General features: G+C 70.8%; 16 protein-coding genes and 1 pseudogene. 8 read left to right on the forward strand and 9 right to left on the reverse strand.

All coding sequences use genetic code 11. The features are described 5' to 3' along the window. Nucleotides 1-268: 268 nt before the first annotated feature. Nucleotides 269-1,459: a saccharopine dehydrogenase family protein gene (locus OG875_RS03210; RefSeq protein ID WP_330172681.1), complete on the forward strand. Its 1,191-nt coding sequence runs from the start codon at nt 269-271 to the stop codon at nt 1,457-1,459. A 353-nt stretch (nt 1,460-1,812) separates the two neighbouring features. On the opposite strand, the gene OG875_RS03215 is transcribed toward OG875_RS03210, so the two are convergent. Further along, nucleotides 1,813-2,556 (reverse strand): endonuclease V, encoded by a 744-nt coding sequence (locus OG875_RS03215; RefSeq protein ID WP_330172682.1) that lies wholly within the window; start codon nt 2,554-2,556, stop codon nt 1,813-1,815. 226 nt (nt 2,557-2,782) lie between these two features. Between OG875_RS03215 and OG875_RS03220 the strand changes: the two genes are divergently transcribed. The 4 genes from OG875_RS03220 to OG875_RS03235 all read left to right on the forward strand — a co-directional run bounded on the left by OG875_RS03220 (nt 2,783) and on the right by OG875_RS03235 (nt 8,209). Further along, on the forward strand, nt 2,783-3,199 hold the full coding sequence (locus tag OG875_RS03220) for an SsgA family sporulation/cell division regulator (protein ID WP_330172683.1): 417 nt from the start codon (nt 2,783-2,785) through the stop codon (nt 3,197-3,199). A 147-nt stretch (nt 3,200-3,346) separates the two neighbouring features. Beyond that, complete coding sequence (locus tag OG875_RS03225) at nt 3,347-5,617, forward strand: excinuclease ABC subunit UvrA (RefSeq protein ID WP_330172684.1); 2,271 nt, start codon at nt 3,347-3,349, stop codon at nt 5,615-5,617. 366 nt (nt 5,618-5,983) lie between these two features. After that, complete coding sequence (locus tag OG875_RS03230) at nt 5,984-6,958, forward strand: acyl-ACP desaturase (protein WP_330172685.1); 975 nt, start codon at nt 5,984-5,986, stop codon at nt 6,956-6,958. Between the two features lie 330 nt (nt 6,959-7,288). Next, the gene (locus OG875_RS03235; protein ID WP_330172686.1) at nt 7,289-8,209 is read left to right on the forward strand and encodes a chitosanase; all 921 of its coding nucleotides are present in this window, start codon (nt 7,289-7,291) and stop codon (nt 8,207-8,209) included. A 111-nt stretch (nt 8,210-8,320) separates the two neighbouring features. Here OG875_RS03235 and OG875_RS03240 read toward each other — a convergent pair. The 3 genes and pseudogenes from OG875_RS03240 to OG875_RS03250 all read right to left on the reverse strand — a co-directional run. After that, nucleotides 8,321-8,587: pseudogene (locus tag OG875_RS03240) on the reverse strand (WhiB family transcriptional regulator); the annotation flags it as partial. A 194-nt stretch (nt 8,588-8,781) separates the two neighbouring features. Beyond that, entirely contained in the window at nt 8,782-9,579 is a 798-nt protein-coding gene (locus tag OG875_RS03245; RefSeq protein WP_330172687.1) for a VOC family protein, read from the reverse strand. A gap of 534 nt (nt 9,580-10,113) precedes the next feature. Next, complete coding sequence (locus OG875_RS03250) at nt 10,114-11,154, reverse strand: multicopper oxidase domain-containing protein (protein ID WP_330177585.1); 1,041 nt, start codon at nt 11,152-11,154, stop codon at nt 10,114-10,116. 204 nt (nt 11,155-11,358) lie between these two features. Between OG875_RS03250 and OG875_RS03255 the strand changes: the two genes are divergently transcribed. After that, nucleotides 11,359-13,836: a ThuA domain-containing protein gene (locus tag OG875_RS03255; protein ID WP_330177586.1), complete on the forward strand. Its 2,478-nt coding sequence runs from the start codon at nt 11,359-11,361 to the stop codon at nt 13,834-13,836. Nucleotides 13,837-13,898: 62 nt separating this feature from the next. After that, nucleotides 13,899-16,061: an OmpL47-type beta-barrel domain-containing protein gene (locus OG875_RS03260; RefSeq protein ID WP_330177587.1), complete on the forward strand. Its 2,163-nt coding sequence runs from the start codon at nt 13,899-13,901 to the stop codon at nt 16,059-16,061. A 172-nt stretch (nt 16,062-16,233) separates the two neighbouring features. Here the strand turns inward: OG875_RS03260 and ligD are convergent, their stop codons facing one another. Continuing rightward, the gene (gene ligD, locus OG875_RS03265; RefSeq protein WP_330172688.1) at nt 16,234-17,277 is read right to left on the reverse strand and encodes a non-homologous end-joining DNA ligase; all 1,044 of its coding nucleotides are present in this window, start codon (nt 17,275-17,277) and stop codon (nt 16,234-16,236) included. 75 nt (nt 17,278-17,352) lie between these two features. Here ligD and OG875_RS03270 point away from each other — a divergent pair, with 75 nt between their 5' ends. Beyond that, nucleotides 17,353-18,417 (forward strand): ATP-dependent DNA ligase, encoded by a 1,065-nt coding sequence (locus tag OG875_RS03270; RefSeq protein ID WP_330172689.1) that lies wholly within the window; start codon nt 17,353-17,355, stop codon nt 18,415-18,417. Nucleotides 18,418-18,464: 47 nt separating this feature from the next. On the opposite strand, the gene OG875_RS03275 is transcribed toward OG875_RS03270, so the two are convergent. The 4 genes from OG875_RS03275 to OG875_RS03290 all read right to left on the reverse strand — a co-directional run bounded on the left by OG875_RS03275 (nt 18,465) and on the right by OG875_RS03290 (nt 21,547). Next, nucleotides 18,465-18,926: a YchJ family protein gene (locus OG875_RS03275; protein ID WP_330172690.1), complete on the reverse strand. Its 462-nt coding sequence runs from the start codon at nt 18,924-18,926 to the stop codon at nt 18,465-18,467. A 478-nt stretch (nt 18,927-19,404) separates the two neighbouring features. Next, entirely contained in the window at nt 19,405-20,205 is an 801-nt protein-coding gene (locus OG875_RS03280; protein ID WP_330172691.1) for an SAM-dependent methyltransferase, read from the reverse strand. 244 nt (nt 20,206-20,449) lie between these two features. After that, nucleotides 20,450-20,686, reverse strand: coding sequence for a DUF397 domain-containing protein (locus tag OG875_RS03285; RefSeq protein ID WP_330172692.1), 237 nt, complete (start codon nt 20,684-20,686; stop codon nt 20,450-20,452). Further along, nucleotides 20,687-21,547: a helix-turn-helix domain-containing protein gene (locus OG875_RS03290; protein ID WP_330172693.1), complete on the reverse strand. Its 861-nt coding sequence runs from the start codon at nt 21,545-21,547 to the stop codon at nt 20,687-20,689. Nucleotides 21,548-21,704 lie beyond the last annotated feature (157 nt).

Below are 21,704 nucleotides of genomic sequence, written 5' to 3' on the forward strand. Positions count from 1 at the left end.
CAGGCACAAGCCCCGCCGGGGCGCGCACGCCGACCCGCCCAAGCCCCGCCGACCACGCCCGAGCAAGCGCTTGTTCCGCCCGCCGTCCGTCCCGATGGTCGCAGACACCCGGTGAGGCGGCGCCCGCGCCGGCGCGCGTCTCCGGTTCCCGCGCGTCCGATGCTGGTCACCCGGGCCCCGGAGCCCCCGCCGGGAGCGCTAACCTCGCCCCTCGACAGCTTCACGACAACGGCACCCGCAGTCGCGCGGCCGGAACGGCGGAGACTCGATGAACAGGCAGAACGGGGCGGAACGCCCGTACCACGTGGTGCTCTTCGGGGCGACCGGCTTTGTCGGACGCCTCACGGCCGAGTATCTCGCCCGGAACGCGCCCGAGGACTGCCGGTGGGCGATGGCGGGACGCGACCGGCGCAGACTGGAGCGGCTGCGGACCCGGCTCGCCCGTATCGACCCGCGCTGCGCGGAACTGCCGCTGCTGGTCGCGGACTCCGCCGACCCCGACGCGCTGCGCGCCCTCGCCGGGTCGACCCGGGTGCTCGCCACGACCGTCGGCCCGTACGTCACGCACGGCGAACACGTGGTCGCCGCCTGCGCCGAGGCCGGGACGGACTACGCCGACCTCTGCGGCGAGGCGGAGTTCGTCGACCGGATGTATCTGAAGTACGAGGACCGGGCGCACCAGACCGGGGCGCGGCTGGTGCACGCCTGCGGGTTCGACTCCGTACCGCACGATCTGGGCGCGTACTTCACGGTGCGGCAGCTGCCGCCGGACGTGCCACTGCGCATCGACGGGTTCGTCCGCGCCCACGCGTCCTTCTCCGGCGGGACGCTCGCCTCGGCGCTGAACGCGGTGAGCCGGGCCCGGCCGGCCCTGGAGGCCGCGAAGCAGCGGCGGCTGCACGAGCCCCGGCTGGTCGGGCGGCGGGCCGTCGGGCCGCTGGGAGCACCGCACTTCAGCACGGAGACCGGCGCCTGGGCGCTGCCGCTGCCCACCCTGGACGCGCGGGTGGTGGCGCGCTCGGCGGCGGCCGTACCGCGCTACGGCCCCGACTTCCGCTACCGGCACTACGCCGCCGTGACGTCGCTGCCGATGGCCCTGGGCGGCACCGTGGCGGCGGGCGCGGGCGCGGCGCTGGCGCAGGTGGGGGCGGTACGGCGGGCGCTGACGCGGTGGTACGGGCCGGGCAGCGGGCCCAGCGAGGCGCGCCGGAGGTCGAGTTGGTTCACCGTGCGGTTCGTGGGCGAGGGCGGTGGGCGCCGGGTGTTCACGGAGGTCTCGGGCGGCGATCCGGGGTACGACGAGACGGCGAAGATCCTGGCCGAGTCGGCGCTGAGCCTGGCCTTCGACGACCTTCCGAGGACGGCGGGCCAGGTCACGCCGGTGACCGCGATGGGCGACGCGCTGCTGGAGCGGCTGCGGGCGGCCGGAATGACGTTCCGGGTGGCGCACGCGCGCTGAGACGGGCGCGGCCGGGCACCGTGATGCTTGGCGGCGGGGCGGGAACCCGGCGGCCCGCCCCCAGCACGGGCCGCCGGGCTCCCGTGGAGACGGACTCGGACGGCGGGCGGAACTCATCGCTCGACGGCGTGTCAGTTTCGGTGCGAGCCGGTTTCGGTGCGGGCCGGTTTCGGTGCGGGCCGGTTTCGGTGCGGGCCGGTTTCGGTGCGGGCCGGTTTCGGTGCGGGCCGGTTTCGGTGCGGGCCGGTTTCTGTTTGGGTCGGTCTCGGTGCGTGTCGGATTCGGTGCGTGTCGGATTCGGCGCGGGCCGGATTCGGCGCGGGTGGTCGTCTGTCCGACCGCCGGAATCGCGGTCAGTGACCGTCCGCCGCCGGATCCGCCGTGGCCAGGGCCTCGCGCAGCGCCCTGCGGCAGACGCTGTCGGCCTGCCGGGTGGTCTCCGGGAGGCGGAAGCCGGTGGTGAGGCGCAGGGTGTGCGCGCAGGCCGTGTCGAGGTCGGTGCGGTGACCGACGGAGACGAAGACCGGCTTCACCCCGTCCCGGGTCCGCAGCGCCCGGCCCACCTCCTCGCCGTCGTCGGCGAGCAGCGGCGTGAAGTCGCCGCGCCGGGGGCCGGGTTGCTCGTACGAGAAGGTGAACGGGTTCTTCGCGACGCCGATCACCGGCAGCCCGGTCAGCACCCCGAGATGGCTCGCGAGTCCGAACCGGCGCGGGTGGGCCCGGCCGTATCCGTCGCAGACGACCAGCCCCGGCGCGGATGTCAGGGCGGCGAGAGCGGCGAGGACGGTGGGGATCTCACGGAAGGCGAGCAGCCCGGGTACGTAGGGGAAGGCGACCCGGCCGACGGCGGTCGCCCGGTCCACGACGGCGAGGGTGGCGGCGTCCAGGACGACGGCCGCCGCGGCGACGACGTCCCGTTCGTCGTCGTACGCCACGTCGACCCCGGTCACCAGACCGGTCCCGGCCGCCGGTCCCGCCTCGTCGAGCACGACGCGCTCGCGCAACTCGTCCTGGATCGCCCGCGCCTCGGCCTCGTCGGCCGGCGTAACGGGTACTGCGGTTGTGGCGGGTACGGCGGGCGTTCTGGGCGTCGTCATGATCCGGCCAGCGTAGGCCCGAGCGCTCCCCGCAGCCTGGCGATCAGGTGGACAGGGGAACCGACCCGCGCCGCTCGAACCGGTGGCCGCCGCGAACCGACCCGCGAGTAGGAAAAATGGTGACGCAGGTCACAACGATCTGCCAGCACTCTTCCGCCCGCCGCGTCGTCCTCCCCTGTACGCGGACGACTGTTGTCCGCCCGAGCCGTGCGAAGGGGAGCTGGCTTTGTCCACCGTCATCGAGCAGGCACTGCAAGCCCGGCTGGTCGCCTCGGCGCCCCGGCAGGAGAACGTTCCCGCGACCCTGCGCTACGACGGCGACGATCCGTTCGCCGTCCGCATGGCGTTTCCGGCCACGGCGTCGCTGGAGGGCATGGAGGTGTCCTGGGCGTTCTCGCGCGAGTTGCTGACCGTCGGTGTGGACGAGCCGGCCGGGCTCGGCGACGTACGGGTGCGGCCGTTCGGCTACGACCGTACGGTCCTGGAGTTCCACGCCCCCGAGGGCGTCGCGATGGTCCATGTGCGCACCTCGGAGGTACGGGCGTTCCTCGACCGCTCCCTCGGGGTCGTGCCCGTCGGCTGTGAGCATCTGCTCCTCGACCTGGACCACGACGTGGCCGAACTGCTGCGTGACGCCTGCTGAGACCCGCCGGGCCCCTCCCCCGCCGCGCCGCGCCGCCGCCCCTTCTCCGTGCCGTGGGGAACCCCGACCCCACCCGGGGAGAAGCCGGGGCGACGCCGTACGGAAAGTCGGACAGAAGCTGTCTGATTTCCCCGTTAGCTTCGGGCCATGCCTCAGAACATCACCATCGTGGGCGCCCGCGAGAACAACCTGAAGGACGTCTCGCTGACCGTCCCGAAGGACCGGATCACCGTCTTCACCGGGGTCTCCGGGTCCGGCAAGTCATCGATCGTCTTCGACACCATCGCCGTGGAGTCGCAGCGGCAGCTCAACGAGACCTTCACGGCGTTCCTCAGAAGCCGGATGCCCAAGCACGAGCGCCCGCACGTCGAGGCGATCGACGACCTGTCCGTGGCGATCGTCGTGGACCAGAAGCCGCTCGGCGGCAACGTCCGCTCCACCGTCGGCACGATGACCGACATCTACTCGGTGATCCGCGTGCTGTTCTCCCGGTACGGCACACCGAGCGCCGGACCGGCCACCGCGTACTCCTTCAACGACCCCTCCGGCATGTGCCCGGAGTGCGACGGCATCGGCCGGGTCGTGCGGCTCGACCTGGACCGCGCCGTGGACTGGTCGAAGTCCCTCAACGAGGGCGCGCTGCTGTTACCCGGACTCACGGTGGGCGGCTGGGAGTGGAACCTGTACGCCGGGTCGGGGCACTTCGACCCGGACAAGCCGGTCGACCGGTACACCGCCGAGGAGCGCGAACTGCTGCTGCACGGCGGCGACTTCACCGTCCGGCTGGAGATGCGGACGGGACCGGCCGACGTACGGTTCGAGGGCATCGTGGGCCGCTTCACCCGGCTCTTCCTCAACCGGGACACGGCCACGATGTCCGAGAAGCGCCGGGAGGCCGCGAGCCGGTTCACGGTGGAGCGGGTCTGCGAGGCGTGCGACGGGGCGCGGCTCAACGAGGCCGCGCTGGCCACCCGTATCGACGGCCTGGGCATCGCCGAATACACGCGGATGGAGGTCGCCGATCTGGCCGAGGTGCTGGCGCGGATCGACGACCCGGTGGCGACGCCGATCGCCGCCGCCGCGCGCGAGAGGCTCGACCGGCTGGTGGGGATCGGGCTCGGCTATCTGAGCCTGGACCGGGAGACGACCACGCTCTCCGGCGGTGAGGGCCAGCGGCTCAAGATGGTGCGCCACCTGGGGAGTTCACTGACCGGGCTGACCTTCATCTTCGACGAGCCGAGCGTGGGTCTGCACCCGCGCGACGTGGGGCGGCTCAACGATCTGCTGCGGCGGCTGCGCGACCGGGGCAACACGGTGCTGGTGGTGGAGCACGACCCGGACGTGGTGGCGATCGCGGACCATGTGGTCGACATGGGGCCCGGCGCGGGCGCCGACGGCGGGCACGTCGTGTTCGAGGGGACGGTGGAGCGGCTGCGGGAGTCCGGCACCCTCACCGGACGGCATCTGCTGAGCCGTACGTCCGTCAAGACGTCCTTCCGCACGCCGACCGGCCAACTCCCCTTGCGAAACGCCACGTTGCACAACCTCAAGGGCGTCGACGTGGACTTCCCGACCGGTGTGCTGACGGCGGTGACGGGAGTGGCCGGATCGGGCAAGTCGACCTTGGTCTCCGAGGTGTTCACGGCCGCGTACCCGGACGCGATCGTCATCGACCAGGGCGCGATCACGGCCTCGTCGCGCTCCACCCCGGCGTCCTACCTCGGCGTCATGGACATCGTCCGCAAGGTGTACGCGAAGGAGAACGGTGTCGAGCCGGGTCTCTTCAGCTTCAACTCGTCCGGCGCCTGCCCGGTGTGCGCGGGGCGCGGCGTCATCCACACCGATCTGGCGTTCATGGACCCGGTGACGACGGTCTGCCACGCCTGCGAGGGGCGGCGGTTCAACGACGACGTCCTGGCGCTGCGGGTGGGCGGCCGGTCGATCGTCGACGTCCTGGAGATGACGGCCGCTCAGGCGATCCCGTTCTTCGGGGAGTTCGGCGGCGACCGGACGATGGCGCGCAGGCTGGGCACGCTGAACGACGTGGGGCTCACCTATCTGACGCTCGGTCAGCCGCTCAGTTCGCTGTCGGGCGGCGAGCGGCAGCGCATCAAACTGGCGACGAAGCTGCACCGCACGGGCAGCGTGTACGTCCTGGACGAGCCGACCACCGGGCTGCACATGGCGGACGTGGGCACGCTGCTGGCGCTGCTCGACCGGCTGGTGGACGCGGGGAACTCGGTGATCTGCGTCGAGCACAACCTGGACGTGGTCAAGCGGGCGGACTGGGTGATCGATCTCGGCCCGGACGGGGGGAAGCACGGCGGCGAGATCCTCTTCGAGGGGACGCCGGCCGAGCTGCTCGGCCATCCGAAGTCGTTCACCGCCGAACACCTCCGGCGCGAGCCGGGAGCCTGACGCCCGACGGGGGCTCCGCCGGTACGGCGCGCGTGCCGTACCGGCGGGCACCCCCGCGGTTCCGCACCTTCTCGCGCAGGGGGCGCAGGGACCGGCTCGTGGGGACCGGCTCGTGGGGCCCGGCTCGTGGGGACCGGCTCGCAGGGACCGGCTCGTGGGGCCCGGCTCTCGGCGATCTGGGGTCGAATCGCCGGGAGGCGAAAAGGTACGTGGCCCACCTCACGCGACTCCCGCGCGACCTGCGCGCATAACCACATGTAACCGGGCATCACGGATCCGGGGTTGGCTCTCGCCTTACAGCGCCCTTAACCTACGGTCACGTAACCTACGAACCCGTAGGTACTACTCCCGTCCCCAGGAGCACCCGTGACACTCACCTCTCCCCCTCTCGGCAGTTCGGAGGCGTGGACCGACGCCCGGCTGCTGTACGCACTGGAAGAGGTGGTGGAGAAAGAACTCAACCGCCATCTCAAGGTCGCCAAGGACTGGATGCCGCACGAGTACGTGCCCTGGTCCGACGCCCGCAACTTTCCCGGTTTCTTCGAGGACGGCACGGCCTGGGAGCCCCAGCAGTCCAAGGTGACCGACATCGGCAAGATCGCCCTCGTGGTGAACCTGCTGACCGAGGACAACCTCCCCAGCTACCACCACGAGATCGCCAGCCTCTTCGGCCGCGACGGCGCCTGGGGCACCTGGGTGCACCGCTGGACCGCCGAGGAGGGCCGCCACGGCATCGTGATGCGCGACTATCTGCTCGCTTCGCGCGCGGTCGACCCGGACAAGCTGGAGCAGTTCCGGATGACGCACATGGCGGAGGGCTTCGAGTCCGACAACCGCCACTCGATGCTGCACTCCGTCGCGTACGTCGCCTTCCAGGAGCTGGCGACCCGCGTCTCGCACCGCAACACCGGCCACCAGTCGGGCGACCCCGTCTGCGACCGGATGCTGGCGCGTATCGCCACCGACGAGAACCTGCACATGGTCTTCTACCGCAACCTGCTGGGCGCGGCCTTCGAGATCGCCCCGGATCTGACCATGCAGTCGGTCCGCGACGTGGTCGTGGACTTCCGCATGCCGGGGCACGGCATGCCGGGCTTCGAGCGCGCCGCCGCGCAGATGGCGATCGGCGAGATCTACAACATGCGCATCCACCACGACGACGTGCTCCAGCCGGTGCTGCGCTATCTGAAGGTCCTCGACATCGACGGGCTCGGCCCGGAGGGACTCAAGGCGCAGGAGGAGCTGGGCCTGTACATGGGCGGGCTCGACTCGGAGGCGTCCAAGTTCGACGAGAAGCTCGCCGCCCGCAAGGCACGGATGGCCGCGCGCGCCGGTCGCTGACGGCTCGTCCGGAGTTTTCCGTCAGCGACGGCTCGTCCGGGACCGGCCGTTCGCGACCGTGTGTCCGCGACGGTCGTCCGGCACCGTTCGTCCGGGGAACCGCTCCTCCGCGACGGTCGGTCCACGACCGTGTGTTCGTGATCGCGGCTTCCCCGGTCCGTACGTCCGCGATCCGTTCGTACGGCCGGCCCCCGGCCCGGCCCTGGCAGACCCGTCGGCCCCGCTCGGCCGCAGGTCACCACGGGTTCACCGGGTGTCCCCTCGGAGTGTGCTGATTCCGAAAGGGAGTTCCCCACACCTGTTCGAATCGGGGGCCGTACGCTGTCGGGCGTGAAGCCTGTCACCCGTCTTTTCCTCATCGGCGCGCCCGTGCTGGTCGCCGTCTCCGTCTTCTTCGGCGGGGACGGCGACGACTCCGAGGTCCTGGCCGACCACCCGCCGGAGCGCGCGGCGAGTGCCGCGCCCAATCCGCTGGCGTCCGCGAGTGACGACGAGAAGGCGGAGCTGGAGGCGCGGATCGGGAAGATGCCGCCGGGGCTCGCCGAACCCGGCAAGAAGGAGATCGCCTCGCGGATCGTGGCGAGCGCGGAGTACTCCACGCTCGACTGGCGCAGCCAGTACGACGTGATCGAGGACATGGACGACGGCAACGGCTACACGGCCGGGGTCATCGGCTTCTGCTCGGGGACCAACGACATGCTCCAGCTGGTCGAGGAATACACCAAGGACCATCCCGGCAATCCGCTGGAGCCGTATCTGCCCGCGCTGCGCGAGGTCGACGGCACCGACTCGCACGAGGGCCTGGATCCGGGATTCCCCGAGGCGTGGGAGAAGGCCGCCGAGGAGCCCGCCTTCCGCGAGGCCCAGGACAGGACCCGGGACCGGGTCTACTTCGACCCGGCGGTGCGGCTGGCGAAGATGGACGGCCTCGGCACGCTCGGCCAGTTCATCTACTACGACGCGATGCTGCTGCACGGGCCCGGCCTTGAGGCGGGCGGCTTCTACGGCATCCGGCACGCGGCGATGAAGCAGGCGAAGACGGCGGCCGAGGGCGGTTCGGAGAAGAAGTACCTGAACGCGTTCCTCGACCGGAGCCGGGCGGTGATCCGGACGAAGGTCACCGAGACGCAGCGGGACACCTCACGCATCGACACGGCACAGCGGGTCTTCCTCAAGGAGGGCAACCTGGACCTGAAGCTGCCCCTGCGATGGAAGGTGTACGGAGAACCGTTCCGGCTTCCCGCTTCCTGACCGGTCCTGAGCCGAACCTGGCGGGGAACGACAGGCTCAGGCGACCCGGGCGTGCGGGAAGGCGCTCCCGGTGACGGCCGGGGCCACCGATCCCGTCCCCGTGCTCGCCGGGCCGCCCCGGCGCAGGCGCTCGCGCTCCTTCTCCGACATCCCGCCCCACACCCCGAACCGCTCGTCGTTGTCCAGGGCGTAGGCGAGGCACTCGCGGCGCCCCTCGCAGGCGCCGCAGAGGAGCTTGGCCTCGCGGGTGGACGAGCCGGGGGCCGGGAAGAAGAACTCGGGCCCGGTCTGCGCGCAGAGCGCGTTCTCCTGCCAGGCCAGCTCCTGGCCGGCGTGTCCCGTGATGCTGGTGACGGTGTCCATGCGATTGATCGGCATGGGACACACGCTGCCCGTTGCCGATAAACATTCGATCAACGCGCCGCTCGGCGACCGTCCGAAAGTCGCCCCCGGCCGCGCTGCCGGACGGATGCCCCGGCCGCGACAACGCCCGCGGGGCCGTGCCCGGACACGGCCCCGTGCTCCGGACCGTCCCGCCGCTCCCCGGATCGTTTCCGGGCCGGGGCCCTCGGTCAGCCGTCCTGCGACGCACCCTGCATGAGCGCGAAACGCGCCCCGTACGGGTCCGCCAGTACGGCGAAGCGGCCGACGCCCTCGATGTCGGTGGGCTCCTGGACGATCGTGCCGCCCAGCTGGTCCGCCTTCGCCACGGCAGCATCGCAGTCGGCCGTGCCGAAGTACAGGAGCCAGCCCGGCCCCGTCGGCGCGGCGGCGGAGGCGTCCGACGCGGGGACGATCCCGGCGAACATGCCGTCCGGGCCCTTCTCGGTGGGGTGGACCATGACGTAGTCGCCGCCGCCTCCCGGCATCGGCATGGAGGTGGTCCCCCAGTCGAAGACGGAGCCGTAGAAGGTGACCGCCGCGCCGGTGTCCGGGCTGGTCAGCTCGGCCCAGCAGAGTGCGCCGGGGTCGTCGGTGGCCTCCAGGCCGGTGTTGGTGCCCGGCTGCCAGGTGGCGAACCCGGCCCCGGACGGGTCGGCGCAGAGCGTCATTCGGCCGAGGTCCTCGACGTCCATCGGCTCGGCCACGACCCTGCCGCCGTGGTCCTTCACGGCGGCGGAGGTGGCCTCGGAATCGGCTGTCTGGAAGTACAGGGTCCAGGACGGCGGGGCCTGGTCGGCGGGGAGCTGCATCGCCCCCGCGACAGTCTTGCCGTCGGACTGGAACATCCCGTAGCCGCCGAACTGGGGGCCCGCCGACACATGGTTCCAGCCGAGGACGCCTTGATAGAAGGTCTTCGCGCCTTCGATGTCGGGTGTGGCGAGATCCGTCCAGTTCGGTGAACCCGGGACGAAGCGAGTGGTGAGCATCGTGGCTCCTTCAGGAGACCCCCGTGGCTGACACTCCCGAGTCTGCTACCGATCGGGGCCGGACGCACGTGTACGGCGTGGCGCGTCGGCGCCCCCGGCCATATGACGCGGGCACAGCACCACGCCTGTGCGCACGATCATGCCGGGGTGCGTGGAGGCCCCGGCGTCGGTGGCTCCCGTTCGGCGCCGACGCGACCGGCCACCGGACCCGCTACCGCGGCCGGGAGGCGATCCGGATCAGCGGGCGGACCGGGCGGTCGGACCGGCGGAGCCGTCACACCGACGGATCAACGGAGCGAACGCCCGGGGACCACGGGGGCGACGCGGGCCCGGCCCGCGGGCGAGGGCGCGGCAGCGAGGGCCAAGGCAGACACGGGCACGGTAGGGGCTGGACGCGGTGCGGGCCCGGCCCGCCGGGCGAGGGCGCGGCGCCAGGGACCAGGGCCCACGACCGCGCGGACGCGATGCGGGGCCGCCGAGGGCGGGCACGGGGTAGCCCGGCGCCGGGTGCGACGCCGGGCTCCCGGCGCCCCGTCAGTGACCCGTGTGGCCGCCCTGCGCGCTCGCGCCCCTGGCCGCGCCCTTCGCGTCCTTCTTCGCGGGTGCCGGGTGGTGCGGCTCGTACCCCGGGATCGTCCCGTCCGGCTTGGCGATCAGGAACAGGCCCGCCATGCCCTGGTCGGAGTGGCTCTGCACATGGCAGTGGTACATCCACGCGCCCGCGCCGACGCCCTCGCCCGCGATGATCTGGAGTCCGAAGGAGTCGGCGGGTCCGGTGATCTTGTTGTCGATGATCCGGCTGGTGTCGCCGGCGCCGCTGAGCAGGCCGGTCCGGTTGTCGGCCCAGCGGTGACCGTGGATGTGGAACGTGTGGTAGAACTCGCCGTGCGTGATCATGACGACTTCGAGGCGCTCGCCCACCGTGGCCTCGAAGTTGGGGCTCTGATTGCCCGGCAGATTGTTGATCTGCATGTCGTTGAAGACGATCGTGAACTGCTTGTCGGGGAGGATGTCGCCCTCCCGGCGGACCACCAGACCGCCGTAGAGGCCCTGCCTGATGCCGCCCGTGCCGTGGTCGGTGCCCACGACGTGGTCGTGGTAGTGCCAGTAGCCCGCGCTGCCCTCGCGGTACGTGCCGTCGGCGCGCTTGCCGGGCTTGTGGGTGCGCCAGGTGTAGGTGCGCTTTCCGCCGGGCGGTACATGGCTCTTGTTCATACGGGTGCCGTCGTTGGCGATGTCGTAGTCGACCCCGTGGACATGGAGGCTGGCGTCGACGTCCGTCAGATTGGTGAACTCGATGTGGACGGTGTCGCCCTCGACGATGTCGATCAGCGGGCCCGGGACGGTCGCCTTGCCCTGCTCGAAGCCGTAGCCGATCTTCCCCGTGCCCAACCGCTCGGCCACCATGGTCAGATGGTGCACCGTGCCGCCGGCCGGTGCCCGCCGCGGGCCCGCCGCGGCGGCCATGGGCGCGGGGGCGGCCGAGGAGGCCGAGGCAACGGACAACGATGTCACGCCTGTTGCCGCGACCGCGCCGCCGGCCATCAGGCGCCGGTTGAAACTCCTTCGGTCCATCGCCATGCCGATCTCCCCACATGCGGTGCTGAGACTGTCGGGACACAGTGAGGCCCCAGGAACGGCCACACGGTAGCTCGGGGATCTTCGTTTATCCACACTCAGGACAAAGTTCGTTCCATTCCGGTGATACCTCTTGGCTCACCGCCCAAAGAGGTCTAGCTTCACGCCTGTTGCTGTGACCAAAGATGGGTGGGTGAACACATGCAGCGCGTACCACGCCGCCGGTCAAGATCCCGGCGCGCAATGGCAGCGGCCGTGGTGGCCGGAACGATGGCCGCGACTCTGCTCGGTGGGAACGCCGTGGCGGGTCCGTACCCGGAGCCGCGGGCGACAACGTTGTCCCTTCCGTCGCCTCCCGGCGGGAAGAACGTCAAGGTCCTGGTCTTCCACGGCTCGGCGTCGGAGGAGTCCCCGACCGTCAACGCCGGTATCGAGGCGATCGAGAAGATCGGCCAGTCGGGCCAGACCGGACAGCGCTTCACGACCGTGACCAACGGCGACGGTTCGGTCTTCACCAACGCCACGAAGCTCGGCACGTTCAACGCGGTCGTCTTCCTGACGGGCGGCGGCGACGTGCTGGATCCCGAGCAGGAGGCGGGGCTCGAAGCCTTCGTCGAGGCCGGCGGAGGCTTCGTCGGCATCCGGGACGCGGCGCGCACCGAGCCGTACTCGGAGTGGTTCACCGGACTGATCGGCGCCCGGCCCGCCGGGACCAGCCCCGACACCGTGCAGCGCGCGACCGTCGAGGTGGGGGACCGTCAGCACCCCGCGACCAAGAACCTCCCTCGGGAGTGGAAGCGCTCCGACAAGTGGTTCAACTGGGAGACCAACCCGACCGGTGACGTGCACACCGTGGCCCGTCTGCGGGAGAGCACCTACAACCCGGGTACGGGCGCCAACGGCGCGGACCACCCGATCTCCTGGTGCCGCGACTACGACGGCGGACGCTCCTTCTACACCGGCATGGGCGGCACCGTCGACTCGTACGCCGAGGCCGACTTCCGCGACCACCTGCGTGGCGCGCTGCTGTGGACCACGCGTATCTCGCGCGCCGACTGCAAGGCGTCGATCACCTCCAACTACACGGCGCAGCGGGTCACCCAGCCCAACAAGCCGGGTCAGTCGGACCAGATCGGCGAGCCGCACGGCACCGTCGTGGCGCCCGACGGCCGGGTCTTCTACATCGGCCGCGGCGGCGGCGACAACACCCAGCCCGTGGTGACCGACTGGGCGAACCCGGAGATCGGCAAGGGCGAGGGCCAGATCCACGTCTACGACCCGAAGACCGGGACGGTCACCAAGGCCGGCGGCCTGACCATCTTCGGCAACAAGGGCGGCGGCGACGAACTGGTCAAGAACGAGGAGGGGTTGCTCGGTATCGAGCTGGACCCCGGCTTCATGACCAACGGCTGGGTGTATCTGCACTACACCCCGCACTCCGGGATCAACCGTGACACCCATATGGCCGAGCGCCGGGTCTCCCGGTTCACCCTCGACCTCGCGACCAACAAGCTCGACCTGGCGTCCGAGAAGGCGCTGCTGAAGTGGCCGGTCCAGATCCACAGCTGCTGCCACTCGGGCGGCGGTATGGCGTGGGACTCGAAGGGCAACCTCTACATCGCGACCGGGGACAACAACTCCTCTGGTTTCAGTGACGGTTACTCCGGCAACAACCCGCAGCCGAACTTCAAGGGCGTCTCCTTCGCGGACGCGCGCCGTACGGCCGGCAACACCAACAACCTCAACGGGAAGATCCTGCGGATCCACCCCGAGGCCAACGGCACGTACACGCTGCCCGACGGCAACCTCTTCACGGGCGAGGAGACCGCCGAGGGCGGCGACAAGACCCGCGGTGAGATCTATGTGATGGGTGTGCGCAACCCGGCACGCATCTCGGTCGACAAGAAGACGGACACCCTGTACGCGGGCTGGGTCGGCCCCGACGCGGGCGCCCCGAGCACCACCTGGGGCCCGGCGAAGTACGACACGTTCGCCGCCATCACCAAGGCGGGCAACCAGGGCTGGCCCTACTGCATGGGCAACAAGCAGCCGTACCGCGACCGCAATCTGCCGGACCCGACGAAGCCGCTGGGCTGGTACAACTGCGACGCGCCGAAGAACGAGTCGCCGAACAACGACGGCCTCGTGAACATCCCGCCGGTCACCGGCAACACCATCTGGTACTCGCCGCAGGGCGGCGCGCCGGACTACCCGCGGGACGCCAACGGCATCCCGAGCTACAAGCAGGCCGAGGCGAAGTACCTGCTGCCGTGGCTCAAGGGCGGCGGCCAGGCGACGATGAACGGCCCGCTCTACCGGTTCGACGCGGCCACCGCGGGCGCCGAGGCATGGCCGTCGTACTGGGACGGCAAGTGGTTCGTGGGCGACTTCTACGACCAGACCCAGCCGCGGCACGCCGTGGAGCTCGACCCCGCGACGGCGGGCAAGGGCGGACTGCCCGTGCACGCCGAGTCGTTGAAGGAGATCATCCCGGTCGGTGAGAGCGGCATCCGCAACCTCATGGACTGGAAGTTCGCCCCGGACGGCTCGCTGTACGTGCTCGACTACGGACGTGGCTTCTTCACCTCCGACGCGAAGTCCGCGCTGTGGCGCGTGACGTACAAGGGCGGCGAGGCCACACCCGCCGCCGCGGATCTGGCCAGGAAGGCGGCGCAGTGAGGCAAGGCGGCGCACTGAGACAGCGACCTCTACGCCTGTGGACGGCCCTGCTGGGCTCGTTGATGCTGGTGCTGGGGCTGACCTCGACACAGGCATACGGACGTAGCGACAACGGGAAGTCGCCGATCGCGGCGGCCCAGGTGCTCAACTGGACGGCCGGGAACTCCACCACGGAGTACCTGACGTTCCCGACGACGGCCGTCGCGGGTCCCGCGACGATCGTCTTCACGAACAACACGTCGACCGGCAACACCACGTCGATGCCGCACACGGTCACGTTCGACACCTCGAACCCCGAGTACAACAACGACGTGACGCTCAATCTGATGGCCAGTCCCGAGGACGCGCAGGGCGGCGTGCAGACGGCCGAGGTCGTACTGACCCCGGGCACCTACCGCTACTTCTGCACCATCCCCGGTCACGGCATGATGACCGGCACCTTCACCGTCACCGAGGGGGGCGGCGGCGAGGACACCACCGCGCCCGAGACGGCCGCCGCGATCGACGGCGACCAGAACGGCGACGGCGCGTACGTCGGCCAGGCCACGGTGACGCTCTCCGCCACCGACGCCGGTTCGGGTGTCGACACGATCGAGTACGCGGTCGGGGCCGACGGCGAGTGGCAGCCGTACACCACTCCCGTGGTGGTCGACACGGTCGGCGAACACGCCATCAGATACCGGGCGACCGACAAGGCGGGCAACGCCGCCGCCGAGAAGACGGCCGCGTTCACCGTCGCGCCGATCCCCTCGGACGACACGACCGCGCCGGAGACCTCGGCGACCGTCACCGGTGAGCAGGACGACAACGGCGCGTACCTGAGCATGGCCACGGTCACCGTGACCGCGTCGGACACCGGTTCGGGCGTCAACACCATCCAGTACGCGGTCGGGGCGAGCGGTGCCTGGCAGACGTACGAGGCGCCGGTGATGGTCCACGAGCTCGGCACGCACAAGATCCGCTACCGCGCCACCGACAAGGCGGGCAACGCCGCCGCCGAGAAGGCCGTCGACTTCACCGTCGTCGAACCTCCGGTGGCGGACACCACCGCCCCGGTGTCGACGGTCGCGGTGAGCGGTGACAAGAACTCCGACGGCGCGTACATCACCAGCGCCACGGCGACGGTCAAGGCGACCGACGGCGAGTCGGGGGTCGAGAAGATCGAGTACTCGCTGGACGGCGGTCCGTATCTGGCGTACACCACGCCCGTGATCGTCGACGCGGTGGGCTACCACAAGCTGGCGCACCGGGCGACGGACAAGGCGGGCAACACCTCGGTGGCCAAGGAGGTGACGTTCACCATCGCCCAGGGCGGTGGCGTTCCGGCCCCCAACTGCCCCGAGTACGACGTCCGTCTGACGGTCATCGTCGGCGCCGTCGACACCGGTGTGCCGAACCGTCTGACCACCCGCCGCTGCACGGTCAACGAGCTGATCGAGGACGAGAAGGACTGGTCCTCGCACGCGCTGTTCCTGAAGCATGTCGCCACCGTGCTCGACAAGCTCCAGGCGGACGGTGTGATCGACCAGCGCGAGCACACGAAGATCACGAAGGCCGCCAAGCAGTCGAAGATCGGCAAGCCGGGTCAGACGACCGGCTACCGCACGATCTTCGACGGCACCCAGTCGACCTTCTCCAAGTGGGCCCAGGTCGGCGGCGGCAAGTTCTCGCTGACCGCCGACGGCGCGATGACGAGCAGCACCACCGTCGCGGGCATGGGCATGCTGTGGTTCCCGGAGCGGAAGTACGACGACTTCTCGCTGAAGCTCCAGTTCCGTGACGACGCCCCGGGCACGGGCAACGCCAACGGCGGTGTCTTCGTGCGCTTCCCGGACGTCAACGGTCACCCGCAGGAGAGCCGGCCGGAATGGGTCGCCATCAACTACGGGCACGAGGTCCAGATCCTGGACCGCCCGGACGGCGACATGTACAAGACCGGGTCGCTCTACGGCTTCGACCGGGTCGGCCTGGCCGGCGCGGGCGTCACCCCGAAGGGCAGCTGGAACGACTACGAGATCCGGGTGGTCGACCAGCACTACACGATCCTGCGCAACGGTGTCGTCATCAACGAGTTCGACAACATCGGCGGTCAGCAGTTCACCCCGCCGCGTGACGGAGACCCGGGCACCGACGGCCGGCGGTACGCCTCCGGCTATGTCGGTCTCCAGGTCCACGGCACGACGGATGTCATCTCGTACCGCGACATCCGGATCCAGGAGCTCTGACCGGGCGTCACGCGAGTGACACCTCCTGAGGAGAACTGATCCGACAGAGGTGCCGCGGACGTGCCGCAGAAGTGCCCCTTCCCCTGCGGGGAGGGGCACTTCGCCGTTCCCGGCGGCCACGCGCGCGTGGGCGCCGGCATCGGCGGCAAGGAGACGGACGTACGGGGACCGCTCACGCCGGGTCGGGCGGCGGCTTCCCCGGCTGCTTACGGGCCCGGCTCGGCTGGACGCGCAGGGGTTCGCCGGGCATCTTCGGGTAGTCCGGCGGGTAGGGCAGGTCGCCGTGGCCGTGGTCGCGCTCGTCCCGCGCGGCCAGCTCCAGCAGGCCCTCCAGGCCGTACGCCTCCGCGTCCATGTCCGCGTGCAGGTCGCCGAGTTCGGCGAAGCGGGCGGGCATCGTCGCGATGTCGAAGTCACGCGGGGAGATGTCGTCCAGTTCGTCCCAGCGCAGCGGCGCGGAGACCGTGGCGTACGGGTTGGGGCGCACCGAGTAGGCCGAGGCGATGGTGCGGTCGCGCGCGGTCTGGTTGTAGTCCACGAAGATCTTCTCGCCGCGCTCCTCCTTCCACCACGCGGTGGTGACCCGGCCCGGCATGCGCCGTTCCAGTTCCCGGCCGACGGCGATGGCGCAGCGCCGTACCTGGGTGAAGGTCCAGCGGGGTTCGATGGCCACGAACACGTGCAGTCCGCGTCCGCCGGAGGTCTTGGGCCTGCCGTTCAGGCCCTGTTCGTCCAGGAGCGCGTGCAGCTCGTGGGCGGCCCGGACCGCGTCCCCGAAGTCGGTGCCGGGCTGCGGGTCCAGGTCGATGCGCAGTTCGTCGGGGTGCTCGGTGTCGTCGCGCCGTACCGGCCAGGGGTGGAAGGTGAGGGTGCCGAGGTTGGCCGCCCAGAGCACGGCGGCGGGTTCGGTGGGGCACATCTCGTCGGCGGTGCGTCCGCTGGGGAAGGCGATCCGGGCGGTGGGGATCCAGTCGGGGAGGTTCTTGGGCACCCGCTTCTGGTAGAAGGACTCGCCGGCGATGCCCTCGATCCAGCGTTCCAGGGTGGTCGGCCGGTTCCGCAGGGCGCGGGTGATCCCCTCCCCCACCGCGATGTAGTACCGGGCGACGTCCAGCTTGGTGAACCCCCGGTCGGGGAAGTAGATCTTGTCCGGGCTGGACAGCCGTACGGTCCGCCCGCCCACCTCCAGCTCCGTCGCCGCGCCCTTGCTCGCCATACGCGTCACGGTAGGCCGGGCTCCCCCGGCCCGCACATCGGGCGGACCGGACGTCCGCCGCGCACAATCGGGGGCATGGATCTGCCGGTGATGCCTCCGATGAAACCGATGCTGGCCAAGTCCGTGGCGCGTATCCCGCCCGGTATGCAGTACGAGGCCAAGTGGGACGGCTTCCGTGCCGTCGTGCACCGGGACGGGGACGAGGTGGTGATCGGCAGCCGCAACGGCAAGCCGCTGACCCGGTACTTCCCGGAGCTGGTCACCGCGTTCCTGCGGGAGCTGCCGGAGCGGTGCGTGGTCGACGGCGAGATCGTGATCGCGTACGAGGGCCGGCTGGACTTCGACCGGCTCAGCGAGCGCATCCATCCGGCGGACTCCCGGGTGCGGACGCTGGCCGAGCGGACCCCGGCGAGCTTCGTCGCCTTCGACCTGCTCGCCCTCGGTGACCGGTCGCTGCTGTCCACCGCGCAGTCCGAGCGCCGGGCCGCCCTGGCCGACGCGCTGGAGGGGGCCGGGGCCCCGGTCCATCTGGCACCGGCGACGACGGACGTGGAGCTGGCGGAGGAGTGGTTCCGGCGCTACGAGGGTGCCGGGCTGGACGGGGTGGTCGCCAAACCGCTGGATCTGCCGTACCGGCCGGACGTCCGGGTGATGTACAAGATCAAGCACGAGCGGACGGCTGACGTGGTGGTGGCCGGATATCGCCTCCACAAGAGCGGTCCGGTCGTCGGCTCGCTGCTGCTGGGCCTGCACGACACGGCGGGGACGCTCCAGCACGTGGGGGTGTGCGCCGCGTTCCCGATGAAGCGCCGGGCGGAGCTGGTGGAGGAGCTGGCACCGCTGCTGATGGAGTCCGCCGAGGGGCACCCGTGGGCCGCGTGGGCGCGGGAGTCGGCCCACGAGGGCGCCCGGCTGCCGGGGGCGCCGAGCCGCTGGACGGGCAAGAAGGACCTGTCCTGGGTGGCGGTGCGGCCGGAGCGGGTGTGCGAGGTGGCGTACGACCACATGGAGGGCGACCGGTTCCGCCACACGGCCCAGTTCCGGCGGTGGCGCCCGGACCGGGCGCCCGGGGACTGCACGTACGCGCAGTTGGAGGAGCCGGTGCGGTACGACCTGGCGGAGGTGCTCGCCTCCGGCTGACGCGCGGGAGTCGGAGGTGCTCGTCTCCGGTTCACGCGCGGCCGGGGTCAGTCGTCGACGAAGGTGCCCTCGACATAGACCCAGGCTCCGTCGTGGCGCTCGAAGCGGCTCCGCTCGTGCAGTGTTCCCCGCTCGCCGCGCCGGGTGTAGCGGGCGCGGAAGGTGACGGTGCCGGTGGTGTGGAAGGCGCTGCCGTCCGTGGTGGCCAGGATCTCCAGGCCCGCCCAGCGCATGGCCGCGTCGAGGTCGACCCGGGAGGGCCGGGTGACGGGGTGCCAGCTGCGTATCAGGTACGGCTCGTCGCCCACCGCGAAGGCGCTGTAGCGGGCGCGCATCAGGCGCTCGGCGGTGGGGGCGGCGGCGAGCGCGGAGTGGAACCGGCCGCAGCACTCTCCGTAGGAGGCGGGCAGTCCGCACAGACAGGGCGAGGCGTCACGCGAGGCGGGCGGGGTCGCCGACGTGCGCGGGCCGGCGGAGGGGCGCGTGGGGCGTGCGGGGCGTCGGACCATCCGCACATTGTGCCCCTCCCGGCGACGGGCGCCGTCCGTCCGGCGGCCCCGAAGGCGTCCCGGCGGGCGGCTGTACGGACACCGGTCGGGGTCCGCCCGATTCCCGCGCGCGCCGGGACCGGGAAGTCGTACGCGGGCGGCGTGCACGGCACGGAGCGGGAGCGTGCCGGGCTGGGCAGGTACGCGCGCCGCACGCACCCCGCGCGGGCGGGGTTCGCGGCGCGTCCACGGCACACGACAGGGGGCTGGGTCCGAGCGTGCCGGCCCCCGGGAGTCGTACGCGCGCCGTGCACACCCCGCGCGGGCCGCGTACACGGCGCAACGCCGGAGCGTGCCGTAGAACGCCTCGGCGCCGCCGCGCTCCCCCGAGCGCCGCGGCGCCGAAGCACCTGCCTGTCCGGACCCCCGCAGATCCGGACCGTGTCGGTTCCGTGTCCCGCCCGGCCGCCGTGGCCGGCGGTCACGGCGGGTGCCCCGGTCAGGGCTTGCGGGCCACGCCCACGTAACCGGGGATGAGCCCGTCGCCCGGGACGGGTACGACCTCGCCCAGCTCCGGCCGCCACTCGGCGACCAGGGAGACACCGGGCTCGACCAGTTCGAGGCCGTCGAAGAAGCGGGCGACCTCCTCGCGGGAACGCAGCGCGAGCGGCACGCCCTTGGACTTGTAGAGCTCCGACGCCTTGTCCGAACCGGCCGGGTCGTAGTCGCCCGTGACGTGGGAGACGACCACGTAACTGCCGGGCGCCAGCGGTTCCAGCAGCTTGCGGACCAGTTCGTACGCGCCGTCCTCGTCCGGGACGAAGTGCAGCAGCGCGATGAGCGAGAGGGCCACCGGCTTGTCGAAGTCCAGGATCTTGCCGGCCTGTTCGACGATCCGGTCGGGTTCGCGCGCGTCGGCCTGGATGTACTCGGTGAGGCCCTCGGGGCTGCTGCGGAGCAGTGCCTCGGCGTGCCGGAGCACGATGGGGTCGTTGTCCGTGTAGACGACGCGGGCCTCCGGGGAGACCTCCTGGGCTATCTGGTGCAGGTTGGGCTCGGTCGGGATGCCCGTGCCGATGTCGAGGTACTGGTGGATACCGGCGTTGGCGCCGAGCCAGCGGATGGCCCGGTGCATGAACGCGCGGTTGCACTTGGCCATCTCCCGGCCGAGCGGGTTGAGTTCGAGGAGCTGCCGGGCCATGTCCTCGTCGACCGGATAGTTGTCCTTGCCGCCGAGGAACCAGTCGTACATCCGGGCGGGATGCGGTCTGCTGGTGTCGATGGGGTCATGCCCGGTCATGCGCACTCCATGAGTTTTCACGTCGCCGGCAAGAACTGCTGGCACGAACTGAGGACAAGGAACAGGTGAGTTCAGATCCGATCAGGATCGATCGGCTCTTACCAGGCGGGATCCGGCCGATGGAGCGCGGGGTTCACGTCACATCGCGTCGGGCTCCGTCACCTCGGGTCACGGTGACCCCGTCGGTCGGTTCGACGGGTCGAACAGGTCGGCCGGCCGGATCAGCCCGGTCGGCCCGGCCGGGTCAGGTCAGCAGGAAGTCGGCCTTGCCGGACTTGGCGCCCTGGATGAAGGCGGCGATCTCGCCGGAGGTGTAGATCAGCGCGGGGCCGCCGGGGTCGTTGGACTGACGAACGGCGATCCTGCCGTCGGCCAGCTTCATGGCCTCGACGCAGTTGCCGCCGTTGCCACCGCTCCACGGCTTGTGCCAGCCTTCGGCGCCGAGGTCGGTGGCGGGCATGCCGTTGTATATCGGATCCATTCACAGCTCCTTGCGGACATCCTTGAGGATCTCCTTCGTGCGTTGTGCAGTCGCGGCCTGAGCCGCCATGCGGTCCATGACTTCGAGATGGGTCGCCACCTCCGGGCGCGCGTCGAGATAGACGGCGCCGGTCAGGTACTCGCTGTAGATCATGTCGGGCAGTTCGGGCATGGCGAATCGGAAGAGGACGAACGGCCCGTAGGTCCCCGGGTGGTGCCCGGAGGAGAATTCCGCGATCTGAAGAGTCACATTGGTCATCTCCGCTGCGTCGATGAGCCGGTCGACCTGCGCGCGCATGATCTCCGGGGTACCGACGGGCCGGCGAAGCACCGTCTCGTCCATGATCACCCACAATCTGGGCGCGTCCGACCGCGTGAGCAGGGACTGGCGCCGCATCCGCAGCGCCACATGCCGTTCGATGGCCTCCGGCTGGACCTTGCCCACGGCGCCGGCGTGCATGACCGACAGGGCGTAGCCCTCCGTCTGGAGCAGTCCCGGCACGAAATGCGGTTCGTACTGCCTGATCAGCGACGCGGCGCCTTCCAGGCTGACGTACATGCTGAACCAGTCGGGCAGGATGTCGTGGAACCGCTGCCACCAGCCCGGCTTGTTGGCCTCCTCCGTCAGTTCGACGAAGGCCGCCGCTTCCGCCTCGCCGACCCCGTAGGCCCGGAGAAGTACTTGCACGTAGGGGACTTTGAGCGTGACCTCGGCGGTTTCCATCCTGCGGACGGTGGCCGCCGCCACCCGGAGAAGCCTCGCGGCTTCCTCGCGTTTCAGGCCGGCCCTCTCGCGCAGGTCCATCAGCCGCTTGCCGAGTACGACCTGTCCCACGGTCGGGGCAGACCGCGGTTCACTCACTTTGGAACCTCCCCATGCACGGTTCCCAGCAGTGTGCCATGCCCTTGCCACGAAGAACACGGCACTCTGAAAATTTCACAGTGCTACTTGCCAAGTGTCCCGCACGGGTGGAGAGTGGTTCGGTGAACCAGCTCATGCAGATGTCGTGCTCCCCCGG

It is taken from the genome of Streptomyces sp. NBC_01498 (assembly GCF_036327775.1).
Classification (GTDB): domain Bacteria; phylum Actinomycetota; class Actinomycetes; order Streptomycetales; family Streptomycetaceae; genus Streptomyces.